We start from the raw sequence: 19,808 nt of genomic DNA on the forward strand, positions 1-19,808 counted from the left end.
GGCGCGCACGGCATACCGTGGGGTCGTGGACCGCAGCCCCTCCTTCCTCGCGGCGCTGGCCAGCGCCGCCGTGCCGGGCCTGGACCCGGTGAGCGTCGAGGCGCTCCCGACCCTGCCGGGCCAGCACTTCGACGTCGCCTTCGTCCAGGACCGCGAGCACCGCCGCTGGGTGGTCCGCGCGCCGCGCACCGACGTCGCCGGGGCCGAGATGGACCGCGCCGTCGCCCTCCTCGGCCTGCTCGCGCGCCGGCTGCCGTTCGCCGTCCCCGCCCCCAAGGGCTTCGTCGCGCTGGGGTCCGGGGGCCGGGCGGCCGTCTACCCCTTCCTGCCGGGCCACCCGCTCGAGCTGGCGGCGCTCCCTCCCGGGCCGGGGCTGGCCGCCGAGCTCGGCCGCGCGCTGGCCGCGCTGCACAACACCGACCCGGCGCTCTTCGAGGAGGCCGGGCTCCCCTCCTACGACGCCGACGCGTACCGCACCCGCCGGCTCACCGAGCTCGACCGCGCGGCGGAGACCGGGCGCGTGCCGACCTCGCTGCTGGCCCGCTGGGAGAAGGCCCTCGAGGACGTCACGCTGTGGCGCTTCGCCGCGGTGCCGACCCACGGCGACCTCACCGGCGAGGAGGTGCTCGCAGTCTTCGACGACGAGCGTGACGCCTCGACCGGCCGCGTCAAGGCGGTCACCGGCTGGGAGGACGCCAAGGTCGCCGATCCTGCGGACGACTTCGCGGCGCTGGTCTCCGAGGCCGAACCCGACGCCGTCGAGACCGTCCTCGAGGCCTACGCCCACGCCCGCGTCGAGCGGCCCGACGCCAACCTCCTCGTGCGGGCCCGGCTGTACGCCGAGCTCCGGATGCTCACCCGGCTGATGGACGCCCTGACCCGCAAGGACGTCGCGGCCGTCGAGGTGCTCGCCACCCAGCTGCGCCGCCTCGACGACACGGTGCACGCGGCCGAGGAGTCCGACGACGACTACCGCCGGACCTCGCTGGCGCCCGTCACCGTGCGCACCCGGCCCACCCCGCCGCCGGCGCTGGTGGTCGACGAGGACGACGACGACGAGCCACTGCCCGAGGTGGCCAGGCCCGCGCCGCCGGCCTGGCTCGAGGTCGAGACCACCGGGTCCGAGCCGGAGCCGGAGCCGGAGCCCGCGACCGACGAGGTCGAGGGCGACGGCGCCGAGGACGACACCGACGACGGGCTCAGCGACGACGGGCTCAGCGAGCCGCGCCGAGGACTCGGCTGACCTCCTCCTCGTCCGGGAGGTCCGGCCACACCGTCTCCCCCGTCGCGGCATGGAAGAAGGCGCCGCGCACGCGCTCCGGCGCCACCCCGCGCAGCCGGGCCCACGCCAGCCGGTAGGCCGCGAGCTGCAGGGCCCGGGCCCGCCCGCGCGCACCGGTGGCCGGGGCGCCCGTCTTCCAGTCCACGACCGTCCACACCGGCTCGCCGTCGGCGCCCCGGTCCTCGAAGACCGCGTCGATGCGCCCGCGCACCGCGATGCCGTCGAGGACCGTCTCGACGCTCGTCTCGACCTCGACGGGGGTGCGGGCGGCCCACTCGGAGGCGAGGAAGGCCGTGCGCAGCCCGGCGAGGTCGCCCCCCGGCTCGTCGCCGTCATCGGCGAAACCGGGCAGGGTGTCGACGTCGACGATGGCGGCCCGCGCGTAGTGCTCCTCGACCCAGGCGTGGAAGGCGGTGCCCCGCCGGGCCGCGAGGGCCGGCGGCTGCGGCATCGGGCGGCGCAACCGCTCGGTGAAGGCCTCGGCGTCCTCGGCCAGCGAGACCAGGGCCGAGGTCGAGAGGTGCGGGGGCAGCGGCACGTCGACGTCGGCACCCGAGCGGCGGCGGGCCCGCTCGTCGAGGAGCATCGCCACCTCGACCTCCCAGCGCCCGGTGCCCTCGGTCGTGACGGGCGCGGCCGCGGCCTCGGCCACCGCACGCGCCGGGCCGAGGAGCCGCTCGCGGCGCTCGACGTGGTCGAGGGTCGGCCAGCTGACGGCGACGGTCTGCGCGGTGCGGGGGTTCTGCGGGGCGCCGTCGTCGACCGGCGGCAGGTCGACCCACGGGCCGGGCACGGTCGGCAGGGCGGCGCGGACCTCCTCGAGGAACCGCGAGGTCACCCGCGGCGTGGAGGCGGTGCCCCACACGTGCGCGGTGAGCAGCAGGTCGGCACGGGCGCGGGTCGTGGCGACGTAGGCCAGCCGGCGCTCCTCGGCGATGCCGTGCTCGGCGGCCGCCCGGGTGAACCGCTCGTGCGCGAGCGCCACCGAGTCCCAGTCGTGCGCGTCGGACCACCCGAAGCGGGGCAGGCCCTCGCGATCCCCGCGCAGGTCGTAGGGCAGCGTGGCGAGGCCGACCAGCCACGCCTTGTCGTTCGGCTCGGCATGGCCCCAGGAGTCGCCGACGACCTTGCCCTGGGTCGCCGAGTGCGCCGGGAACGAGGACTCGACGAGCCCCGGCACGGCCACGACGTCCCACTCGAGCCCCTTGGCCGCGTGCACGGTCATCACCTGGACCGCGTCGGGTCGGGCCTCGACCCAGCCGAGGTCGAGGCCACGCTCCTCGTCGACGGCCGCCTCGAGCCAGGCGAGGAAGCCGCCGAGGCTCGAGCGGTCCGCGCTGGCCCCGAAGGTGGCGGCGACGTCGGCGAAGGCGTCGAGGTGCGCGCGGGCCGCACCCGGTGTGTACCCGGGCCGGGCCAGCACCTCGATGTCGAGCCCGAGCGCCACCTCGGCCTCCGCGACGAGCTCGGGGAGGCCGAGCCCGGTGAGCGAGCGCAGCCGGCGCACGGTGGCACCGAGCCCGGCCAGGCGGGTCAGGGCCGTGGGCGAAAGTCGCTGCCCGTCGTCACCGACCCACGCAGCCGGCGGGAGGTCGTCGAGCGCCTCGACGATGCTCGCCTGCTCGCTGGCGTCGGGGGCGAGGTCGGCCCCGCGGGCCGGGCGGCGCACCCGCTGCCGGACCCGGGACCACTCCCCCAGTCCGTCGAGGTCGGCGGCGCCGAGGCGGCACGACGGCCCGGTCAGCAGGCGCATCAGGCGGTCCCCGCGCGTGGGGTCCTGGACGACGTGGAGGAGCGCGACGAGGTCGGCGACCTCCGGGGTGTGCAGGAGCCCACCGAGACCGACGACCTCGAACGGCACACCGGCCGCCTCGAGCGCCTCGACGACCGGGTCGAACTGGGACCGCTTGCGGCACAGGACCGCTGCCGTCGAGCGACCGGGGCGGGCCATCCGGCGCGTGACCCAGTCGACGACGTGGCGGGCCTCGTCCTCGAGGGTGCCGAGGCGGGCGGTGGCGACGTGGCCGGGCCCGGCGCCGGCACGCTCGGCGAGCTCGCGGACCTCGACCCGCGAGGTGGCCGCCAACGGCCCGGCGACGACGTTGGCGGCGGCCAGGACCGCGCGGTCGTTGCGCCAGCTCGTCGACAGGTGGAGGACCCGCGCGGGGTCGGGGTCGGCGAAGTCGGTGCGGAAGCGGTCGAGGGTGGTCGAGGAGGCACCGCGCCAGCCGTAGATCGACTGGTGCGGGTCGCCGACGGCCGTCACCGGCACCGGTTCCCCCGGGGCGACGAAGAGCGCGCGCAGCAGCTGGAGCTGGGCCTCGGAGGTGTCCTGGAACTCGTCGAGGAAGACCGCCCGGAAACGCCGGCGCTCGGCCACCCCGACCTGCGGCACCGTCGTGGCCAGCCGGGCCGCGAGGGCCATCTGGTCGGCGAAGTCCATCGCGTCGCGGGACCGCTTGAGCGCGTGGTAGGCCTCGACCAGCGGGACGACGGCCGCGCGTTGACGCAGCACACCGACGACCTCGCGCATCGGGTTGGCGCGCTTGCGGGACCCGTCCGGCTTGGTCAGGGCCTCGAGGGTGGCGACCACCTCGTCGAGGTGCGCGCCGAGCCGCTCGGGCCCGACGAGGTGCTCGGCCATCTCGCCGGAGAGGTCGACGACGGCGGTCGTGACGGTCGACTCGGCCTTGTCGACCTCGTCCATCGGGCCGTCCCAGGAGACGACCGCCTCGTGGGCGAACTGCCACGCGGCGGCCTCGGTGAGCAGCCGGCTCTCGGGCTCGACCCCGAGGCGCAGGCCGTGCTCGCGCACGATCCGCCCGGCGTACGCGTGGTAGGTCGACACGGTCGGGGCGTCGTCGAGGACCGCTGCGCCGTCCTCGGGGTCGGGGGCCCACAGCCCGGCCTCGCGCAGCGTGGTGAGCCGTGCGGCGAGGCGCTCGGAGAGCTCGCCCGCGGCCTTGCGGGTGAAGGTCAGGCCGAGCACCTCGTCGGGTCGGACGAGGCCGTTCGCGACCAGCCAGACGACGCGGGCGGCCATCGTCTCGGTCTTGCCCGACCCGGCGCCCGCCACGACGAGCAGCGGGTCGAGGGGCGCCTCGATGACCGCCGCCTGCTCCGGGGTGGGGGCGTAGGACTGGCCGAGGGCGTGGGCGAGGTCGACGGCCGACCAGCGCTGTGCGGCAACGGTGCTCACACCCGCCTCCCCTCGGGCTGCGCCGGGCACGAGTCCTTGACCTGGCAGGTGCCGCAGACCTCGCGCGCCGGCAGGGCGGTGAAGGTGGCCGCGGCCATCCCCTCGGCCGTGCGCTCGAGGAGGTCGCGGGCCCACGCCGGGTCCTCGGGGTCGTCGGCGAGCGGCACCTGCACCTGCAGGGTCGTCCCCTTGTTGGCGGCCCGGCCGAGCTGGAGCAGCCCGGCTCCGCCGGAGCCCGTGCCGTGCTCGGCGAAGGCGCCGGCCTCGACGGCCAGCTGGTAGGCCCCGAGCTGGCCGTGGCGGGCGAGGTCGTCCCTGGTGGGCTTGCGGGAGCCGGTCTTGAGGTCGACGACCCGCACTGTGCCGCCGGGGCCGACCTCGATGCGGTCGACGGTGCCGCCGACGACGGCCCGCCCGAGCGCGACCCGCATCGCCTGCTCGGAGGCGGCCCGCCGCCAGCCCGACGCCTCGGCCTCGCGGTGGTAGCTGGCGAGCCGGTCGGTCATCGCGGTGGCTCGCGCGAGGTCGCGGCGGGACAGCCAACCCGGAGGCAACCCGAGCCTGCCCCAACGCTTCTCGAGCTCTGCGGCGTACGCGGCGGCGTCGGCGTCACCGAGGTCGTGCGCGATCTCGTGCACGAGCGTGCCGATGTCCTGGGCGCCCATCGAGGGACCGTCGCCGCCGCTCGCCCGCAGCACCCACTGGAGGCCGCACTGGCCGAAGCGGTCGACCATCGACGGCGAGACGCGGACCGGCACGTCGGCGGCCCGGCGCGGGCGGTCGTCGGTGGTACCGCGCAGGGCCCACCACTGGCCGGGGTCGGCCCCGGCGACGCCCTCGCGGGCCAGCCGCGCGAGGGTGGTGACGGCCGCGCCCCGCGCCGCAGGGTCGGGGTCGAGGAGGGTGCGCCGCAGCTCGCCGACGAGGCCGGGCAACGTCATCGGGCGCGGGACGTCGGTGAACGGGCGGGCGTCGGGGCGGGGGTCGACGACGTCGAGGTAGGGCGAGGGCTGCTCGTCCTCGCTGCGGACCGCGGTGACGACGAGGCGATGCCTGGGACGGGTGACGGCGACGTGGAAGAGACGCGTCTCGTCGTGGCGGACCCGGGCCCGCGCAGCCCTCGGCGTGGTGTCGTGGCCCGTGACGGCGTCGACGAGGTCGGCGGAGCCGAGGAGCGAGCCGCGCAGGCGCAGGTCGGGCCAGACCCCCTCCTGTACACCGGAGACGACGACGAGGTCCCACTCGAGGCCGGCGGCGGCCGCCGGGGTGAGCAGGGCCACGGACTCGCCCTGCTCGGAGCGCGCCCCCAGGGTGTCGCCGGCGACGTCCTGCCCCAGGAGGTGGTCGAGGAAGGCGGCCGGGGTGGAGCCGGGCAGCCGGTCGGCGTAGCGCCCGGCGGCCTCGAAGAGCCCGAGGACGGCGTCGAGGTCGCGGTCGGCGCGCGCACCGGCGGGCCCCCCGGCCAGCGCGGCCTCCCGCCACGGCCCGGCCAGGCCGGAGGCGCTCCACATCGACCAGAGGACCTCCTCGACGCCGTCGCCGTCGCGCAGCCCCTCGACGGCGGCGGCGAGGACGCGATGGACCCGGCGGGCGGGCATCGCCTCGGGTCCGACGTGGTCGAGGGCGGCGGGGGTGAGTACGGCCTCGGCGAGCAGGGCGTCGCTGGGTCGCCCTCCGCCGGAGTCGAGCTCGAGGCGGCGCAACGAGCGCCGGAGGCGGCGCAGCCCCACGGAGTCGGCGCCACCGAGCGGGGAGGTGAGGGCGTCGACGACGACCTCGGGGTCGAGCTCGTCGGCGCCCGCGAGGAGGTCGAGGGCGCTCGCGAGGAGCGCGAGGAAAGGCCGCACGGCGACCTCGTCGCGCACCGGGAGGTCGGCGACGGCGGTGTCGAGCGGGACGCCGGCCGAGCGCAGCGACCGCCGGAGCGTGGCGGTGCGCGAGCCACCGCGCACGATGACCGCCATCCGCGACCACGGCACCCCCTGGAACAGGTGCGCCTCGCGCAGCAGCCCGGCGACGAACGCCCCCTCCTGCGCAACCGTGCGCAGGAGGTGCGCCTCGGCGCTTCCGGTCCGGTCGGGGGCGACCGGTGCGGGGGCGCGGTGCGCTGCCCCACCGACGACACCGACGTGCCCGACCACACGAGCAGCAGCCGCGGAGACCGGTGTGGCGCAACGGTACCCGGTGGTGAGTACGTGGGCGCTCGCGTCCGGCCAGGCGGTGACGAAGAGCCGGGGGTCCGCGCCGCGGAAGGTCTGGGTGGCGGCGTCCGGGTCGCCGAGGAGCACGAGCGGGACACCCGTCCCTCCGACCACGACCTGGAGCAGCCGCAGCCCGGCGGGCGTCAGCTCCTGGGCGTCGTCGACGACCACGAGGCGCAGGCGGCGCCGGAGCCGGTCGAGCGCGGCGTCGTCGGTCTCGAGGAGGTCGGCGGCGGCGGTGAGGATGGCGGCGGGGTCGAACGCGCCGGGCGCCCCGAGCGCGGTGACGTCCTCGTACTCGCGCAGCACGGCGGCGCCCGCGGTCCACTCGGGGCGGTCGTGGTGGAGGGCGAGCGCCTCGAGGTCGGCGGGGGTGAGTCCGAGCTCGAGGGCACGCATCAGGAGGTCGCGCAGCTCGGAACGGAAGCCGCGGGTGGGCAGGGCGAGCCGCACCGACTCCGGCCACGGGGGCGCGGGGGTGTCGCCGGAGGCGTGCCCGGCGAGGAGCTCGCGGAGGATGACGTCCTGCTCCGGGCCGCTGAGCAGCCGGGGGGTGTCACCACCCTCGAGCGCGGCGGCCTCGCGGAGCAGGCCGAACCCGAAGGACTGGTGGGTGCGGGCGAGCGGCGTGGTGGTCGTGCCGCCGAGCCGCACGGTGACGACGTCGCGGAGGCGGGCGGCGGCGAGCCGGGTGGGGGCGAGCAGGAGGCAGGAGTCGGCGGGGAGGCCGTCCTGCACCACCGCGCGGACGACCCGCTCGACCGCGACCGTGCTCGTGCCGGTGCCGGGCGCGCCGAGCACCCGGACGACCGGGTCCGTGGCGTCGACCGCCGCCCGCTGTGCCGCATCGAGCTCCGGCACGGCCGTCGGACCGGGGGCGGGACGACGGAGGACGAGCACGACGCGATTCCACCACGCGGCGGGGACACCCGGCACGACGGCCGGGCGCCGCGCAGCCGGGTCGAGGTGATGTCGGGCCTTCTCAGGGTCCTCTTTCACCTCGAACCACAAGTCACTGGGCTCGGGTCGAGGTATCCGGCCTCCGTCTCGTGACAGCGGGATACCTCGAACGGGATCAGAGGAGAGCGAAGGTGGCCGGGTCCTCCTCGCCGCAGCGCCAGCTCTGCCCCTGCCCGCCGGCCAGACGTTGCGGCTCCTCGCGCAACCCGAAGGCCTGCAGGACCTCGTGCGGCGGCGGGCTCGACGGCACCGGCCCCTGGTGGCAGGGCCCCGCCGGCGCCGGCCTAGCTCGCGCCCTCACCGTGGCTCCCGAGGACGGGGCCGATGCTCGTCAGGTAGGAGAGCGCGGGTTCGAGGCGCGGGACGAGGTCGCTGCGGCTCAGGTACCGCTCCACCGGCACCAGGACGCTCGTGTCCGTGAAGGCGCTCCCGCTCAGGACGTGCTCCAGCACCCCCGCGCAGGATGCGACCGCGAGGACGCCCTCATCCCATTCCGTGCCCTCACGCCGACCGTGGACGACGTCCAGCAACCGCGTCCGAACCCGCCGGCTGGGCTCCGGACGTGGCCGGCGCCTCGGTGGCCGCCACCGAGCCAACGCCCTGGGCACGTCCTCGGTGAGCCCCGCGGCGGCCAGGTCGGCACCGAGCAGCTCCCAGACGTCGGGGCTCACGGCGTCGACGGAATGGATGACCGGCAGCGGACCGGTCGCGGCCGCACGAGCCAGGCGCTCCGTCCAGCAGCCGAGCAGCCCCTCTCGCGCCGGCACCGAACCGGTGTCGACCGCGATGCCACCGCCCCCCTCGTCCCATCGCGCCGCCCCCGACCCGATGACGTCGAGCACGGCAGCGGCGGCGGCCACGACCGGCATCGTCCCTGCGCGCGGTCGCATCCACTGCTCGTCCTGACCCAGCAGCCAGATGGCCTGCGCGACCAGGAGCTCCCCCACGAAGGGGAGCGTGGCACCGGCGGGCGGTGGGCACAAGGTGGATGTTCTGCGCCGTCCGGGCAACGTCACCCCGCCACGCGGCGCTGACGCTCGGTGCGGTGCTGGGGTTCGGTGGTGCGGACGCGGCCGTTCGGGCCGTGCCAGGTGATGGTGCCGTCGGGTGACATGACGGGCCGCCAGCGGCCTTGCTGCTTGAAGCGGTGGTGCCGCCGGCACAGGTTCTCGAGGCCGGTGGGCGTGGTTTCGCCGTCGGGCCAGGCTCGGACGTGGTCGAGGTCGCAGTGTTCGGCGGGCCTCGTGCAGCCCCACATGCGGCAGGTCCCGTCTCTCGTCTTGACGAAGTCGGTGATGGCTTTCGTGGGCTTGTACGCGCTGGTGGTCAGGGAGGCCAGGGTGCCGGTCTCGGCCTCGAGCACCGCCCTGGCGACGTCCATCGGGAGGAGCCTGAGCAGGTTGGCCAGGGTGGCGGGGTCGACCCAGCCGAGGTTCGGGAGGTGGGTGCCGGAGACGGCGAACCCGGGGCTGACCTCGGCCATGAGGTCGGCGCGGTCGCTCCAGTCCTCCTCGGCCGGCTCCTCGACCCAGGAGAGCTCCTCACGGGTCGCAGGGTCGAGGTCGCCGTACCGGGTCTCGACACCGGTGGTGTGGTCGATGAGGGTGTCGTCGTCGTCCCAGTCGACCCGGAACCGCTCACCCGTGGCCGGCTCCGGAGCCGGACGGTCGGTGACGACCGGCACCCCGAGGGTGACCTGCGCGGACACGGTCACGTTCCGCAGCACCAGGTCGGTCAGGGCATCGGCGCGGGACTCCGGCACCGACAGCGAGTCGTCGACCTCGCGGTACTCCCCGGCGAGGGACTCCACGGCCGACCACATGGCCGCCGAGGTCGCGGTCGGGAGCGAGGCGAACCACTCCGTCAACCCGTCCGCGCCGGGGCACACCTCCACCCGCCGACCCGTCTTCGTCAACGCCAAGTGCGCCGCGACCTGGTCCGCCGCCACCCGCGTCGCGACCCGCCGCGCCTCCGACATCACCCGGGCCGGGTCCAGAGAAGCCAGCCGGGGCGCGAGCTCGGCATCCACCCGCCCGCACGCCTCCACATCCAGACCGGCGCACGCGTCGACGACCTTCTGTGCCGCGATCGTGCCCACCGCGCCCTCGACCAACAGGTCACGCGTACGAGGGAATCGCTGCCCGAGTACCGCCCCCAACGTCACCTTCCGCCCCGCCACGCCCTCGGTCAGGCCGGCCTCCAGGCAGAACATCACCCCAGACATCTGGTCCACGAACCCCACCGGGTGCACCCGCTCCGCCGGACCATCCCCCGAGAGCCGCGTCTCGAACCGCGCACCCCACGCCGCGCTCACCGCCACCAACGCATCAGCCACGTTCGCCAACCCCTGCGCCTCCCCGGCGAGCTCGAACGCGTCCTCCGACGACAACCCGTGACCGGACTCGACCAGCTCACGACCCAACCGCGCGCACTCCGATCGGAGTGCCGCGATGCGGCTCGAGATCGTCCCCCTGTCCATGCCTCATCCTACCGAACATCCGTTCGATCGGCAAGAGTTTCCACAGACCGATTCGACTGCACGACAGACTCTTTGGCCCAGTATCGGGAGCAATTGGACGTCCCCGCCACGACCACCGTCGCGCAGCCCACGCCGGTCGCCGGGACCGGCTCAACCCGCCAGCAGCGCCACCGTGGCCGGGTCCTCCTCGCCGGCGAAGTACTGCTCCAGCACGGCACGGAACGGCCCGTCCGACCCCTCCCCGGCCGCCTGCGCGAAGAGGGTCATCGAGGAGCGGAGCTTGACCGCGTCGATGCCGCCGAGCACCGCTACGGGGTCCGACCCGTCCAGAGCGAGCAGCGCCTCGCAGCACTCGACCAGCCGCGGCCCGAGCACCGGGTGCGCCAGGTACGCCCGCGCCTCCCCCAACCCGTCAACTCCGTAGTGCACCGCGGTCGGGCTGCGCCCCAGCCCGGACACCTGCGGGAACACGAACCACATCCAGTGCGAACGCTTCTCGCCGGCACGCAGCTCGACCAAGGCCGACGCGTACGTCCCTCCGGACTCCTGCGCCTCGACGAACCGCGACACGTCAGCCCCCATCGACACCCACCGCCTCAGTACGTCGGCACCGACGGGTCGACGTCGCGCGACCACGCGAGGATGCCCCCGGTCACGTCCACCGCATCGATCCCCTTGGCGCGCAACAGGTCCACCGCCTCGGCCGACCGGCCACCGGCCTTGCAGTGCACGTACACCGTTCCGGCAGAACCCGGCACGTCCTCGCCCGCACGCACGGCGCCGACCGGCAGCAGCACCGACCCCGGGATGGCCGCCACATCCCGCTCCCCCGGCTCCCGGACATCCAACAGCGTGAACGACGACCCACCGCCGTCCCGCTCCCCCAGCAGCCGCGCCAGCTCGACGACGTCGATGCTCGGCCGGTTCGGCTCTGCGACAACGGCATCGGAGCCATCGGCGCCACGCTCGGTCGCCCAGCCCAGGGGACGCGACACGTCCGCCCCCGAGCCGCACACCGGGCATCCCGGGTCGCGCCGCACCGGCACGGCATCCCACGTCTGGCGCAGCGCGTCGTGCACGAGCAGCCGGCCGACGAGCACCTCCCCGACCCCCGTCACCAGCTTGACCGCCTCGGTGGCCATCACCGACCCCACCGACGCGCACACCGCCCCGAGCACGCCGCCCACCGCGCACGACGGCACGGCACCGGCCGGCGGCTGCGACGGGAAGACGCACGCGTAGCAGGGCCCCTCCCCCGCCCACCACACCGAGACCTGCCCGTCGAACCGGTACACGGACCCCCACACGTGCGGCACCCCGAGCCGGGCGCAGGCGTCACCGACGAGGTAGCGCGTCGGGAAGTTGTCGGCGCCGTCGAGGACGAGGTCGTAGTCGGCGAGCACCGACAGTGCGTTCACCGTGTCGAGCCGCTCGCGGTGCCGGACGACGACGGTGTCCGGGGAGATCGCCGCCAGCGCCTCCGCGGCGGAGTCGACCTTGTCCCGTCCCACGTCGGCCACCCCGTGCACGACCTGCCGCTGGAGGTTCGTCGCCTCGACGACGTCGTCGTCGACCACGCCGATCGTCCCCACCCCGGCGGCCGCCAGGTACAGCAGGGCCGGCGAGCCCAACCCCCCTGCCCCGACCACGAGCACCCGTGCCGCACGCAGCCGGCGTTGGCCGCCGACGCCGAGGTCGGGCAGGAGGAGGTGGCGGGCGAACCGGGTGCGCTCGGCCGCGGTGAGCTCCGGGCCGGGCGGCACCAGCGGAGGTCGTGCCATGTCCCGGAACCTAACACCGCGGTGCGTCGCGCCCACCGGTTCAGGGCTACCCGTCCGTAGGATGACCGGCGACGCCACGAGCCGGAGGACCCATGAGCAGCCCGACCACGACCGCCCGCAGCCCGCGCATGCCCCGCAGCGAGCGGCGCGCCCAGCTGCTCGAGGCCGCCCAGGCCGTCTTCGTGCAGTCGGGGTACCACTCCGCCGCGATGGACGAGATCGCCGAGCGCGCCGGCGTCTCCAAGCCGGTGCTCTACCAGCACTTCCCCGGCAAGCTCGACCTCTACCTCGCCCTCCTCGACACGCACTGCGAGACCCTCGAGGACCTCGTGCGCAAGGCGCTCGAGCACACCGGCGGCGACAACGAGCAGCGGGTGCGCGCCACGGTCGCCGCCTACTTCGACTTCGTCAGCCGCGAGGACGCCGCCTTCCGGATGGTCTTCGAGTCCGACCTCACGAGCGTGCCCCAAGTCCGGGCCCGCCTCGACGCCGTCGAGCTCGCCTGCGCCGAGGCGATCAGCGAGGTCATCGCCGAGGACACCGGTGTCGACGACGAGCGCGCCCTCCTCCTCGGCTCGGCCCTGGCCGGCATGGCCCAGGTGGCCGCCCGCCACTGGCTGGCCCAGGACGGCGACATCCCCGAGGGCGAGGCGGCGCGCATCATCAGCCTGCTCGCCTGGCGCGGGCTCGGGTCCTTCCCGAAGGTCGGCGGCTGAGCCGCACGCTGCACCGCACCGCTGAGCCCTCGGCGAACACGCCCGAGCACCGGAACAGCGACCGGGCGGCGCCCGTTAGCCTGAGCGCGAGATCCCGTCCCCGCCACGGACACCACCGTGGCCCCAGAACGAAAGGTGTGTGCCCCGTGGAGGTCACCATCGGCGTCCAGAACGTCGCCCGCGAGCTCACCGTCGAGACCGACGCCGACGCCACCGAGGTGGCCGCCGCCGTCGACGCCGCGCTCGCCTCCCCCGACGCCGTGCTCCGGCTCACCGACACCAAGGGCCGCTCCGTGCTCGTCCCGGGCCGCGCCGTCGCGTGGGTCCAGGTCGGCGAGTCCGAGAAGGGCAAGGTCGGCTTCGGCGCCACCCCCTGACGCACCGACGCTGACCTGCGGCGATCCCCGGTGAAACTCGCGTGCGTCTAACGTCTGCCTAACCTTCGTCGAGGGTCTAGCGTCGGACCTGCGCCGGTTCCCCGGCGCCCGCGCCACGGCCACCCGCCGCGGCACCGGAACCGGTACGCACCGGGGCCCGACCGGCCCCGGGAAGGAGCCACTCGTGTCCATCATCGGTTCGATCGTCGCCGGCATCATCATCGGCGTCCTGGCCCGCCTCGTCCTGCCGGGCCGCCAGAACATCAGCTTCCTCGTGACCATCGTGCTCGGCATCCTCGGTGCCGTCATCGGCTGGTTCCTCGCGGGCCTGCTCGGCGTCCAGACCACCAACGGCGTCGACTGGATCCGCTGGCTCGTCTCGGTCATCGTCGCGGCCGTCCTCATCGTCGGCTACGAGCGCGTCACCGCCGGTCGCGGGCGCACCGTCACCCGCTGACCCCCCGCACCACCTGTCGAGCACGCGAGGCCCCCGCCGTCCGGCGGGGGCCTCGTCGTGTCGGGACCGGGTCGCGCAGGACCCTCAGGAGTCCAGCCCCATCCGGGTCATCCGGCGCTGGTGGTTGTCGGTGAGTCGGGTGAACATCTGCCCGACCTCGCCCAGGTCGACGCCGCCGCCGACGAGCAGCGCGGCCATCGCGTCGCGCTCCACCGCCACCGCCTGGGCCTGCGACAGCGCCTCCCCCAGCAGCCGCCGGCCCCACAGCGCCAGCCGTCCGGCGGCCGTGCGGTCGGTGCGGATGGAGTCGCGGACGATCTGGACGACGAAGTCGGCGTGGCCGGCGTCGTCGAGGGCGCTCTGCATGACCGCCTGGGTCTGCTCGTCGACGAAGCCTGACATCTCGCGGTAGAAGTCCTTGGCGATGCCGTCACCGACGTAGGCCTTGACCAGCCCCTCGAGCCAGCCGCGCGGGCGGGTGCGCTCGTGGAAGGAGGCGATGGGGGCCACGAACGGCGCCATCGCCGCCTCGGGGTCGATGCCGCGTCCCCGCATGTGCTCGGCGAGCTGCTGGTACTGCAGGTAGTCCGTGGTCGCGAGCTGCCCCATCTGCGACTTCAGCGACAGGGTCGGGGCGAGGTCGCAGTCGGCGGCCATCCGGATGAAGGCGGTCAGCTCGCCGTACGCGAGGACCCCGAGGAGGTCGACGACGGCGGCGTCGACGGTGCCGACGGCGGGGCTCCCCGACGGGTCCTGGTCCATGGAACCGGAGCCTAACGGTAGGATGACCTCCGTCAACGGTGCCCGGTCGGCACGCAGAACGAGTGACCTTGCCGGGTGGACGCCAGGTGTCGCAGACGCCGCGCCCGCCCTCGAAGACCCCCGATCGGCCCGCAGCTCCTGCGCTCGCGCGCGTCCCGCGCGCCTGCCGATCCGGAAGAGAGTCCATGACCGACGTCGCCGACGCCCCGACCACCCCCGACACCGACGAAGCCGCCCCGGCCGCCCCCGAGCCGACCTTCGCCGACTTCCCCATCCACGCCGACATCGTCGCCGCGCTCGCCGGCCACGGGATCACCAGCCCGTTCCCGATCCAGGCGATGACCCTGCCGGTCGCCCTCGGCGGCCACGACATCATCGGCCAGGCCAAGACCGGTACCGGCAAGACCCTCGGCTTCGGCATCCCGATCCTCAACCGCGTCGTGGCCCCCGGCGACGACGCCTTCGCGACGATGCACGCCGCCGGCAAGCCGCAGGCCCTGGCCGTCGCCCCGACCCGCGAGCTCGCCGTCCAGGTGGCCGGTGACCTCGAGCGGGCGGGCGCCAAGCGCGGCATCCGCGTCCTCACCGTCTACGGCGGCCGCGCGTACGAGCCGCAGATCGAGGCCCTGCGCAAGGGCGTCGAGGTCGTCGTCGGCACCCCGGGCCGCCTCATCGACCTCGCCCAGCAGGGCCACCTCGACCTCGGCAACGCCCGCATCGTGGTCCTCGACGAGGCCGACGAGATGCTCGACCTCGGCTTCCTCCCCGACGTCGAGAAGATCCTCGGGATGACCCCCGCCGGTCGCCAGACGATGCTCTTCTCGGCGACGATGCCCGGCGCCGTCGTCACGCTGGCCCGCCGCTACATGAACCAGCCGACGCACATCCGCGCGATGGGCGACGACCAGGAGAACGCCCACACCGTCAAGGCCGTCGAGCAGCACGTGTACCGCGCCCACGCGATGGACAAGGTCGAGATGCTCGCCCGGATGCTCCAGGCGAAGGGCCGCGGCCTGACCATCATCTTCAGCCGCACCAAGCGCACCGCCGCCAAGGTGGCCGACGACCTCGTCGAGCGCGGCTTCGCGGCCGCCGCCATCCACGGTGACCTCGGCCAGGGCGCCCGCGAGCAGGCCCTGCGCGCCTTCCGCAACGGCAAGGTCGACATCCTCGTCGCCACCGACGTCGCGGCCCGCGGCATCGACGTCGAGAACGTCACGCACGTCATCAACTACCAGTGCCCCGAGGACGAGAAGACCTACCTGCACCGCATCGGGCGCACCGCCCGCGCCGGCAACACCGGCACCGCGGTCACCTTCGTCGACTGGGACGACCTGCACCGCTGGGGCATGATCAACCGCGTCCTCGACCTGGGGATGCCGGAGCCGGTGGAGACCTACTCCTCCTCGCCGCACCTCTTCTCCGACCTCTCGATCCCCGAGGGCTCCAAGGGCCGCCTGCCGCGTGCGCAGCGCACCCGCGAGGGCCTGGACGCCGAGGTGCTCGAGGACCTCGGCGAGACCGGCAAGTCCGGCGGCCGCGGCCCGGGCCGTGGTGGCCGCGGCGGTCGCGACGGCGGGCGCGACGCCGGCCGGGGTGGTCGTGACGGCGGGCGCGACGCCGGCCGGGGTGGTCGTGACGGCGGCCGTGGTGGTCGTGACGGCGGCCGGGGCGAGCGCTCCGAGAGCCGGTCCGAGGCGCCGGCGGGCGAGGGCCAGGACCGCCCGCGGCGCAACCGCAACCGGCGCCGCACCCGCGGCGGCAAGCCGGCCGGCGAGGGCGCGCAGGGCTGACGCCCTCCCCCACCCGTGAACGACGAGGGGCCGCATCCCACCCGGGATGCGGCCCCTCGTCGTGCGTGCGGCGGGTCAGCCGCCGGTCAGGGTGCTCGTGTCGATGACCGCGCGGTAGCGGACGTCACCGTCGACGACGCGGTCCCACACCTCGTTCACGTCGGCGGCGTCGACGACCTCGATGGTCGCCGCGATGCCGTGCTCGGCGCAGAAGTCGAGCATCTCCTGGGTCTCGGCGATACCGCCGATCTGCGAGCCGGCGACGGCCCGGTTGCCGCCGATCAGCGCGCCCGGCGGGATCTCGTACGGGGCCGGCGGCAGGCCGACGTTGACCACGACACCGGCCGGCTTGAGCAACGCGACGTAGTCGGCGATCGGGATGTCGGCGCTGACCGTGTTGAGGACGATGTCGAAGGTGCCCTTGGCGGCCTCCATCTCGCCGGAGTCCGTGGAGGCGATGTGCGCGCTCGAGCCGAGCGACTTCGCGTCGTCGGCCTTGGCGTGGCTGCGCGAGATGGTCGTCACGGTGGCGCCCATCGCGGCGGCGATCTTCACGCCCATGTGGCCGAGGCCGCCCACCCCGACGATCGCGACGTGCTTGCCGGTGCCGGCACCCCAGCGGTGCAGCGGCGAGTAGGTGGTGATGCCCGCGCAGAGCAGGGGCGCGGCGACGTCGAGCTCCATGCCGTCGGGGATCCGCAGGACGAAGCGCTCGGAGACGACGACCTCCTGGGAGTAGCCGCCCATCGTCCACTCGCCGTCGTAGCCCTCGGCGTTGTAGGTGCCGACGGCCGGCTTGCTGCAGAACTGCTCCATGCCGTCCTTGCACTGCTCGCACTCGCCGCACGAGTCGACGAGGCAGCCGACGCCGACGCGGTCCCCGACGCTGTGGCGGGTCACCTCGGACCCGACCTCGACGACGGTGCCGGCGATCTCGTGGCCGACGGTGAGCGGGAAGTGCGCGGGCCCCCACTCCTCGCGCACCGTGTGGATGTCGGAGTGGCAGATGCCGGCGAAGGCGATGGCGATGCGGATGTCGTCGGGGCGCAGGTCGCGCCGCTCGATCGTGCCCTGGCGGAAGCCGGAGGACGCGGAGTCGGCGATGAGGGCGGGGGTGGTGGTGGTCATGGACCCCACGCTAGAACCGCACCCCGGGGTGCGGTCAAACTCTCGACAAACATTTGACGGTGGCGAGGGTCACCGCCGTCCCGGGAATGCGGCTCAGAGCCGCTCGAGGAGCCCGGCGGCCACCTCGCGGTACGCCTTCGCACCCTTGGAGGTGCGGGCCGTCGCGAGGATCGAGCGCCCGACCGCCGGCGCCTCGGCGAAGCGCACAGTCTTCGGGATGGGCGGCGAGAGCACCGGCAGGTCGTAGCGCGAGCCCACGTCCTCCAGGACCTCGCGCGCGTGCGTGCTGCGCCCGTCGTAGAGCGTCGGGAGGATGCCGATGACGCGCAGCTTCTTGTTGAGGATCTTCTTGACGTCCGCGACGGTGTCGAGGAGCTGGCCGACGCCGCGGTGGCTGAGCATCTCGCAGGGCATGGGGACGATGAGCCCCTGGGCGGCGGTCAGCGCGTTGAGGGTCAGGACCCCGAGGCTGGGCGAGCAGTCGAGGAGGATCACGTCGTAGTCGCGGCGCACCGGGTCGAGCGCGGACTGGAGGACGTACTCGCGGGCGGGCCGGCCGAGCAGGATCGCCTCCGCGCCGGCCAGCTCGATGGAGCTGGGGACGAGGTGCACGCCGTCCTCGCACTCGTGGACGACGTCGGCGAGGTCCGCGCCGCCGACGAGGACGTCGTGGACCGAGGCCTCGACCGTGTCGGGGTCGATGCCGAGGCTGAAGGTCAGGCAGGCCTGCGGGTCGAGGTCGACGAGCAGGACGCGCTTGCCGGCCTCGGCGAAGGCCGCGCCGAGGGAGGCGACGGAGGTGGTCTTGGCGACGCCGCCCTTCTGGTTGGCCAGGGCGATGATCGGGGCCTTGCGCGAGCGCGCCATCGAGCGCCTTCCGTCGGCGGGGTCAGGGGGTCGCGGCGATTCTCTCATCCGGCCCGCCCCGCCCCGCCGCGAGGACGAAGCGGCGGAACGCCTCGGCCGAGGGCAGGAGCGGGCGACCCTCGACCCAGGCGAGCCCCACCTCGCGCTGCGCCCCCTTGTCGGTCAGCGGCAGGAGCCGGGTGCGCGCGAAGGTCGCCGGGACCGAGAGCCCCTGCGCGGGCACGACAGAGACGCCGAGACCGGCGGCGACGAAGCCGCGGATGGTCGGCAGGTCCTCGGCCTCCATCGCCACGGCCGGGATGAACCCCGCGGCGCGGCAGAGGTCGAGGGTCTGCTGGCGCATCCCCGACGGCGGGGCGCGCAGGACGAACGGTTCGCGGGCGACCTCGGCCAGCCCGACCGACGCCCGCCCGGCGAGCGGGTGGTCGGTGGCGACCGCGAGGACGAACGGCTCGTCGAGCACGTGCTGCCACACGACCCCCTGCCCGGCGACGCGGGCTGCCGTCAGCTCGAGGTCGGCCCGCCGGGCGGCCAGTTGGGTCGAGACGCGGCCGTCCTCGCCGACCGCGGTGCGCTCGATGACCACACGGACGCGGGGGTACCGCGCGCGGAAGGCGCCGACCAGACCCGGCACGAGCCAGCTGCCGAGGCTCAGGGGGTAGGCGAGGGTCACGACGCCACTCTCGGGGTCGACGATCTCCCCGACCGCCGCGAGGCCGTCGTCGAGGCTGTTGACGAGGGCGTCGACGTGGCGCTTGAAGGCCGAGCCGGCGTGCGTCATCCGCAGCACCCGCCCCTGGCGGTGCAGCAGGGGCGTCCCCACCTCGGCCTCCAGCCGGCCCAGCGCCCGCGAGACGCCCGGCTGGCTGACGCCGAAGACGTCGCTCACCTCGGTGACGGTGTAGCCGTCGGCGACGAGCTGGAACCAGCGCAGCGCGTCCGTGTCCATCCCATGACGATACTGCATACGTTGTATGTGTCGTTTTCATTGGACGCATGAGTGCGCCCGCCGGAGACTGGATGCATGACGAACACCACCGCACTCTGGACCACCGTCAAGGACGAGCTCCGCGAGCGCCGCGAGCGCCGCGCCGCGATCCGCACCCTGCGCGCGGACCTCTCGCACTACCGCACCCCGGCCGAGATCGAGGACCTCCTCGTCGCGGTCGACGCCCAGGAGGCGAGCGGCGAGGGCGCGGAGGAGGCGCCGGTCATCCGCGCGATCCTCCACGAGAACCTGCAGGAGTACTACGGCCTGCACAGCCCCGTGCGCCGCGCCGCCGGCCTCTGAGCCGACCCGGCCACCGTGCCGCGGGGCCTCAGCCCCGCGGCAGGGTCCCCGGGACCACCCGTCGCCCGATCGGGCCCGGGTTCCAGGCGACCTCCCACCGGATGCCGTCCGGGTCCGCGAAGTACCCCGACCGGCCGCCCCACTCACGGTCGGCCGCCTCCCCCACCCCCGCCCCCGCAGCCCGCGCGAGGTCCAGCACCTCGTCGACGAGCGCGGGGGTCTCGACGTTGTGGGACAGCGTGAACGGCAGCAGGCCCGGCCCCTCGACCGTGCGTCCGCCGACCTCGGTCTCGAAGGCGGCGCGGTCCCAGAGCGAGAGCACGAGGGTCTCGCCGGCGGCGAACATCACGACCTCGCCGGCCACCTCGAGCTCCGGCCTCCAGCCGAGCCCGTCGACGTAGAAGCCGCGCGAGCGCCCGAGGTCGGCGACCGCCAGGGTGACGAACGAGATGCGCTGCTGCATCCCGGCAGCCTGCCACGCGTGCGAGAGGCGCAGGCGCGGCGTGGACGGGCTC

Annotated in this window: 18 protein-coding genes; 6 read left to right on the forward strand and 12 right to left on the reverse strand. The window is 74.8% G+C overall.

The features are described from left to right. Positions 1-25: 25 nt before the first annotated feature. Positions 26-1,243, forward strand: a complete 1,218-nt coding sequence (locus ACQZ2A_RS15370) for a phosphotransferase (protein WP_430212809.1) — start codon at positions 26-28, stop codon at positions 1,241-1,243. Here the strand turns inward: ACQZ2A_RS15370 and ACQZ2A_RS15375 are convergent. From ACQZ2A_RS15375 to moeB, 7 genes are all read right to left on the reverse strand, one after another. Next, positions 1,215-4,481, reverse strand: a complete 3,267-nt coding sequence (locus ACQZ2A_RS15375) for an ATP-dependent helicase (RefSeq protein WP_430212812.1) — start codon at positions 4,479-4,481, stop codon at positions 1,215-1,217. The two genes, ACQZ2A_RS15370 and ACQZ2A_RS15375, sit on opposite strands and share 29 nt — an antisense overlap. Then, the gene (locus ACQZ2A_RS15380) at positions 4,478-7,582 is read right to left on the reverse strand and encodes a PD-(D/E)XK nuclease family protein (protein WP_430212815.1); all 3,105 of its coding nucleotides are present in this window, start codon (positions 7,580-7,582) and stop codon (positions 4,478-4,480) included. The genes ACQZ2A_RS15375 and ACQZ2A_RS15380 overlap by 4 nt, the downstream gene beginning before the upstream one ends. A gap of 175 nt (positions 7,583-7,757) precedes the next feature. Beyond that, complete coding sequence (locus ACQZ2A_RS15385) at positions 7,758-7,892, reverse strand: hypothetical protein (RefSeq protein ID WP_430212818.1); 135 nt, start codon at positions 7,890-7,892, stop codon at positions 7,758-7,760. 34 nt (positions 7,893-7,926) lie between these two features. After that, positions 7,927-8,589 carry a GPP34 family phosphoprotein gene (locus tag ACQZ2A_RS15390; protein ID WP_430212820.1) on the reverse strand — a complete coding sequence of 221 codons (663 nt, stop codon included), beginning with the start codon at positions 8,587-8,589 and terminating at the stop codon, positions 7,927-7,929. Between the two features lie 65 nt (positions 8,590-8,654). Further along, positions 8,655-10,121: a DUF222 domain-containing protein gene (locus ACQZ2A_RS15395; protein WP_430212822.1), complete on the reverse strand. Its 1,467-nt coding sequence runs from the start codon at positions 10,119-10,121 to the stop codon at positions 8,655-8,657. 150 nt (positions 10,122-10,271) lie between these two features. Continuing rightward, positions 10,272-10,703 carry a DUF1810 domain-containing protein gene (locus ACQZ2A_RS15400; protein WP_430212824.1) on the reverse strand — a complete coding sequence of 144 codons (432 nt, stop codon included), beginning with the start codon at positions 10,701-10,703 and terminating at the stop codon, positions 10,272-10,274. 14 nt (positions 10,704-10,717) lie between these two features. Then, the gene (gene moeB, locus ACQZ2A_RS15405; protein WP_430212826.1) at positions 10,718-11,902 is read right to left on the reverse strand and encodes a molybdopterin-synthase adenylyltransferase MoeB; all 1,185 of its coding nucleotides are present in this window, start codon (positions 11,900-11,902) and stop codon (positions 10,718-10,720) included. Between the two features lie 92 nt (positions 11,903-11,994). On the opposite strand from moeB, the gene ACQZ2A_RS15410 reads away from it, so the two are divergent. The 3 genes from ACQZ2A_RS15410 (at position 11,995) to ACQZ2A_RS15420 (ending at position 13,452) form a co-directional block, all read left to right on the forward strand. Beyond that, entirely contained in the window at positions 11,995-12,618 is a 624-nt protein-coding gene (locus ACQZ2A_RS15410; RefSeq protein ID WP_430212828.1) for a TetR/AcrR family transcriptional regulator, read from the forward strand. Between the two features lie 146 nt (positions 12,619-12,764). Beyond that, a complete protein-coding gene (locus ACQZ2A_RS15415; protein ID WP_430212831.1) occupies positions 12,765-12,995 on the forward strand; it encodes a DUF3107 domain-containing protein in 231 nt (76 codons plus the stop codon). A 184-nt stretch (positions 12,996-13,179) separates the two neighbouring features. Beyond that, on the forward strand, positions 13,180-13,452 hold the full coding sequence (locus tag ACQZ2A_RS15420; protein WP_430212834.1) for a GlsB/YeaQ/YmgE family stress response membrane protein: 273 nt from the start codon (positions 13,180-13,182) through the stop codon (positions 13,450-13,452). A gap of 84 nt (positions 13,453-13,536) precedes the next feature. Here the strand turns inward: ACQZ2A_RS15420 and ACQZ2A_RS15425 are convergent, their stop codons facing one another. After that, positions 13,537-14,214: a ferritin-like fold-containing protein gene (locus tag ACQZ2A_RS15425; RefSeq protein WP_430212837.1), complete on the reverse strand. Its 678-nt coding sequence runs from the start codon at positions 14,212-14,214 to the stop codon at positions 13,537-13,539. Between the two features lie 185 nt (positions 14,215-14,399). Between ACQZ2A_RS15425 and ACQZ2A_RS15430 the strand changes: the two genes are divergently transcribed. Next, positions 14,400-16,007 (forward strand): DEAD/DEAH box helicase, encoded by a 1,608-nt coding sequence (locus ACQZ2A_RS15430; RefSeq protein ID WP_430212839.1) that lies wholly within the window; start codon positions 14,400-14,402, stop codon positions 16,005-16,007. Between the two features lie 75 nt (positions 16,008-16,082). Here ACQZ2A_RS15430 and ACQZ2A_RS15435 read toward each other — a convergent pair whose 3' ends face one another. The 3 genes from ACQZ2A_RS15435 to ACQZ2A_RS15445 form a co-directional block, all read right to left on the reverse strand. Beyond that, positions 16,083-17,135: an NAD(P)-dependent alcohol dehydrogenase gene (locus tag ACQZ2A_RS15435; RefSeq protein WP_430212842.1), complete on the reverse strand. Its 1,053-nt coding sequence runs from the start codon at positions 17,133-17,135 to the stop codon at positions 16,083-16,085. 93 nt (positions 17,136-17,228) lie between these two features. Continuing rightward, the gene (locus ACQZ2A_RS15440; protein ID WP_430212845.1) at positions 17,229-18,002 is read right to left on the reverse strand and encodes a ParA family protein; all 774 of its coding nucleotides are present in this window, start codon (positions 18,000-18,002) and stop codon (positions 17,229-17,231) included. A gap of 22 nt (positions 18,003-18,024) precedes the next feature. Further along, entirely contained in the window at positions 18,025-18,951 is a 927-nt protein-coding gene (locus ACQZ2A_RS15445) for a LysR family transcriptional regulator (RefSeq protein WP_430212848.1), read from the reverse strand. Positions 18,952-19,026: 75 nt separating this feature from the next. On the opposite strand from ACQZ2A_RS15445, the gene ACQZ2A_RS15450 reads away from it, so the two are divergent. After that, complete coding sequence (locus tag ACQZ2A_RS15450; RefSeq protein WP_430212851.1) at positions 19,027-19,293, forward strand: hypothetical protein; 267 nt, start codon at positions 19,027-19,029, stop codon at positions 19,291-19,293. Between the two features lie 28 nt (positions 19,294-19,321). Here the strand turns inward: ACQZ2A_RS15450 and ACQZ2A_RS15455 are convergent, their stop codons facing one another. Continuing rightward, positions 19,322-19,756: a VOC family protein gene (locus ACQZ2A_RS15455; RefSeq protein WP_430212854.1), complete on the reverse strand. Its 435-nt coding sequence runs from the start codon at positions 19,754-19,756 to the stop codon at positions 19,322-19,324. Positions 19,757-19,808 lie beyond the last annotated feature (52 nt).

It is taken from the genome of Phycicoccus avicenniae (assembly GCF_050496545.1).
GTDB classification, from domain to species: Bacteria; Actinomycetota; Actinomycetes; order Actinomycetales; family Dermatophilaceae; genus Phycicoccus; species Phycicoccus avicenniae_A.

Excerpts from the sequence above, each read along its gene's own strand:
- ACQZ2A_RS15395 (WP_430212822.1), bottom strand. The coding sequence starts at position 10,121 with ATGGACAGGGGGACGATCTCGAGCCGCATCGCGGCACTCCGATCGGAG.
- ACQZ2A_RS15400 (WP_430212824.1), bottom strand. The coding sequence starts at position 10,703 with ATGGGGGCTGACGTGTCGCGGTTCGTCGAGGCGCAGGAGTCCGGAGGG.
- moeB (WP_430212826.1), bottom strand. The coding sequence starts at position 11,902 with ATGGCACGACCTCCGCTGGTGCCGCCCGGCCCGGAGCTCACCGCGGCC.
- ACQZ2A_RS15410 (WP_430212828.1), top strand. The coding sequence starts at position 11,995 with ATGAGCAGCCCGACCACGACCGCCCGCAGCCCGCGCATGCCCCGCAGC.
- ACQZ2A_RS15425 (WP_430212837.1), bottom strand. The coding sequence starts at position 14,214 with ATGGACCAGGACCCGTCGGGGAGCCCCGCCGTCGGCACCGTCGACGCC.
- ACQZ2A_RS15430 (WP_430212839.1), top strand. The coding sequence starts at position 14,400 with ATGACCGACGTCGCCGACGCCCCGACCACCCCCGACACCGACGAAGCC.
- ACQZ2A_RS15435 (WP_430212842.1), bottom strand. The coding sequence starts at position 17,135 with ATGACCACCACCACCCCCGCCCTCATCGCCGACTCCGCGTCCTCCGGC.
- ACQZ2A_RS15440 (WP_430212845.1), bottom strand. The coding sequence starts at position 18,002 with ATGGCGCGCTCGCGCAAGGCCCCGATCATCGCCCTGGCCAACCAGAAG.
- ACQZ2A_RS15445 (WP_430212848.1), bottom strand. The coding sequence starts at position 18,951 with ATGGACACGGACGCGCTGCGCTGGTTCCAGCTCGTCGCCGACGGCTAC.
- ACQZ2A_RS15450 (WP_430212851.1), top strand. The coding sequence starts at position 19,027 with ATGACGAACACCACCGCACTCTGGACCACCGTCAAGGACGAGCTCCGC.
- ACQZ2A_RS15455 (WP_430212854.1), bottom strand. The coding sequence starts at position 19,756 with ATGCAGCAGCGCATCTCGTTCGTCACCCTGGCGGTCGCCGACCTCGGG.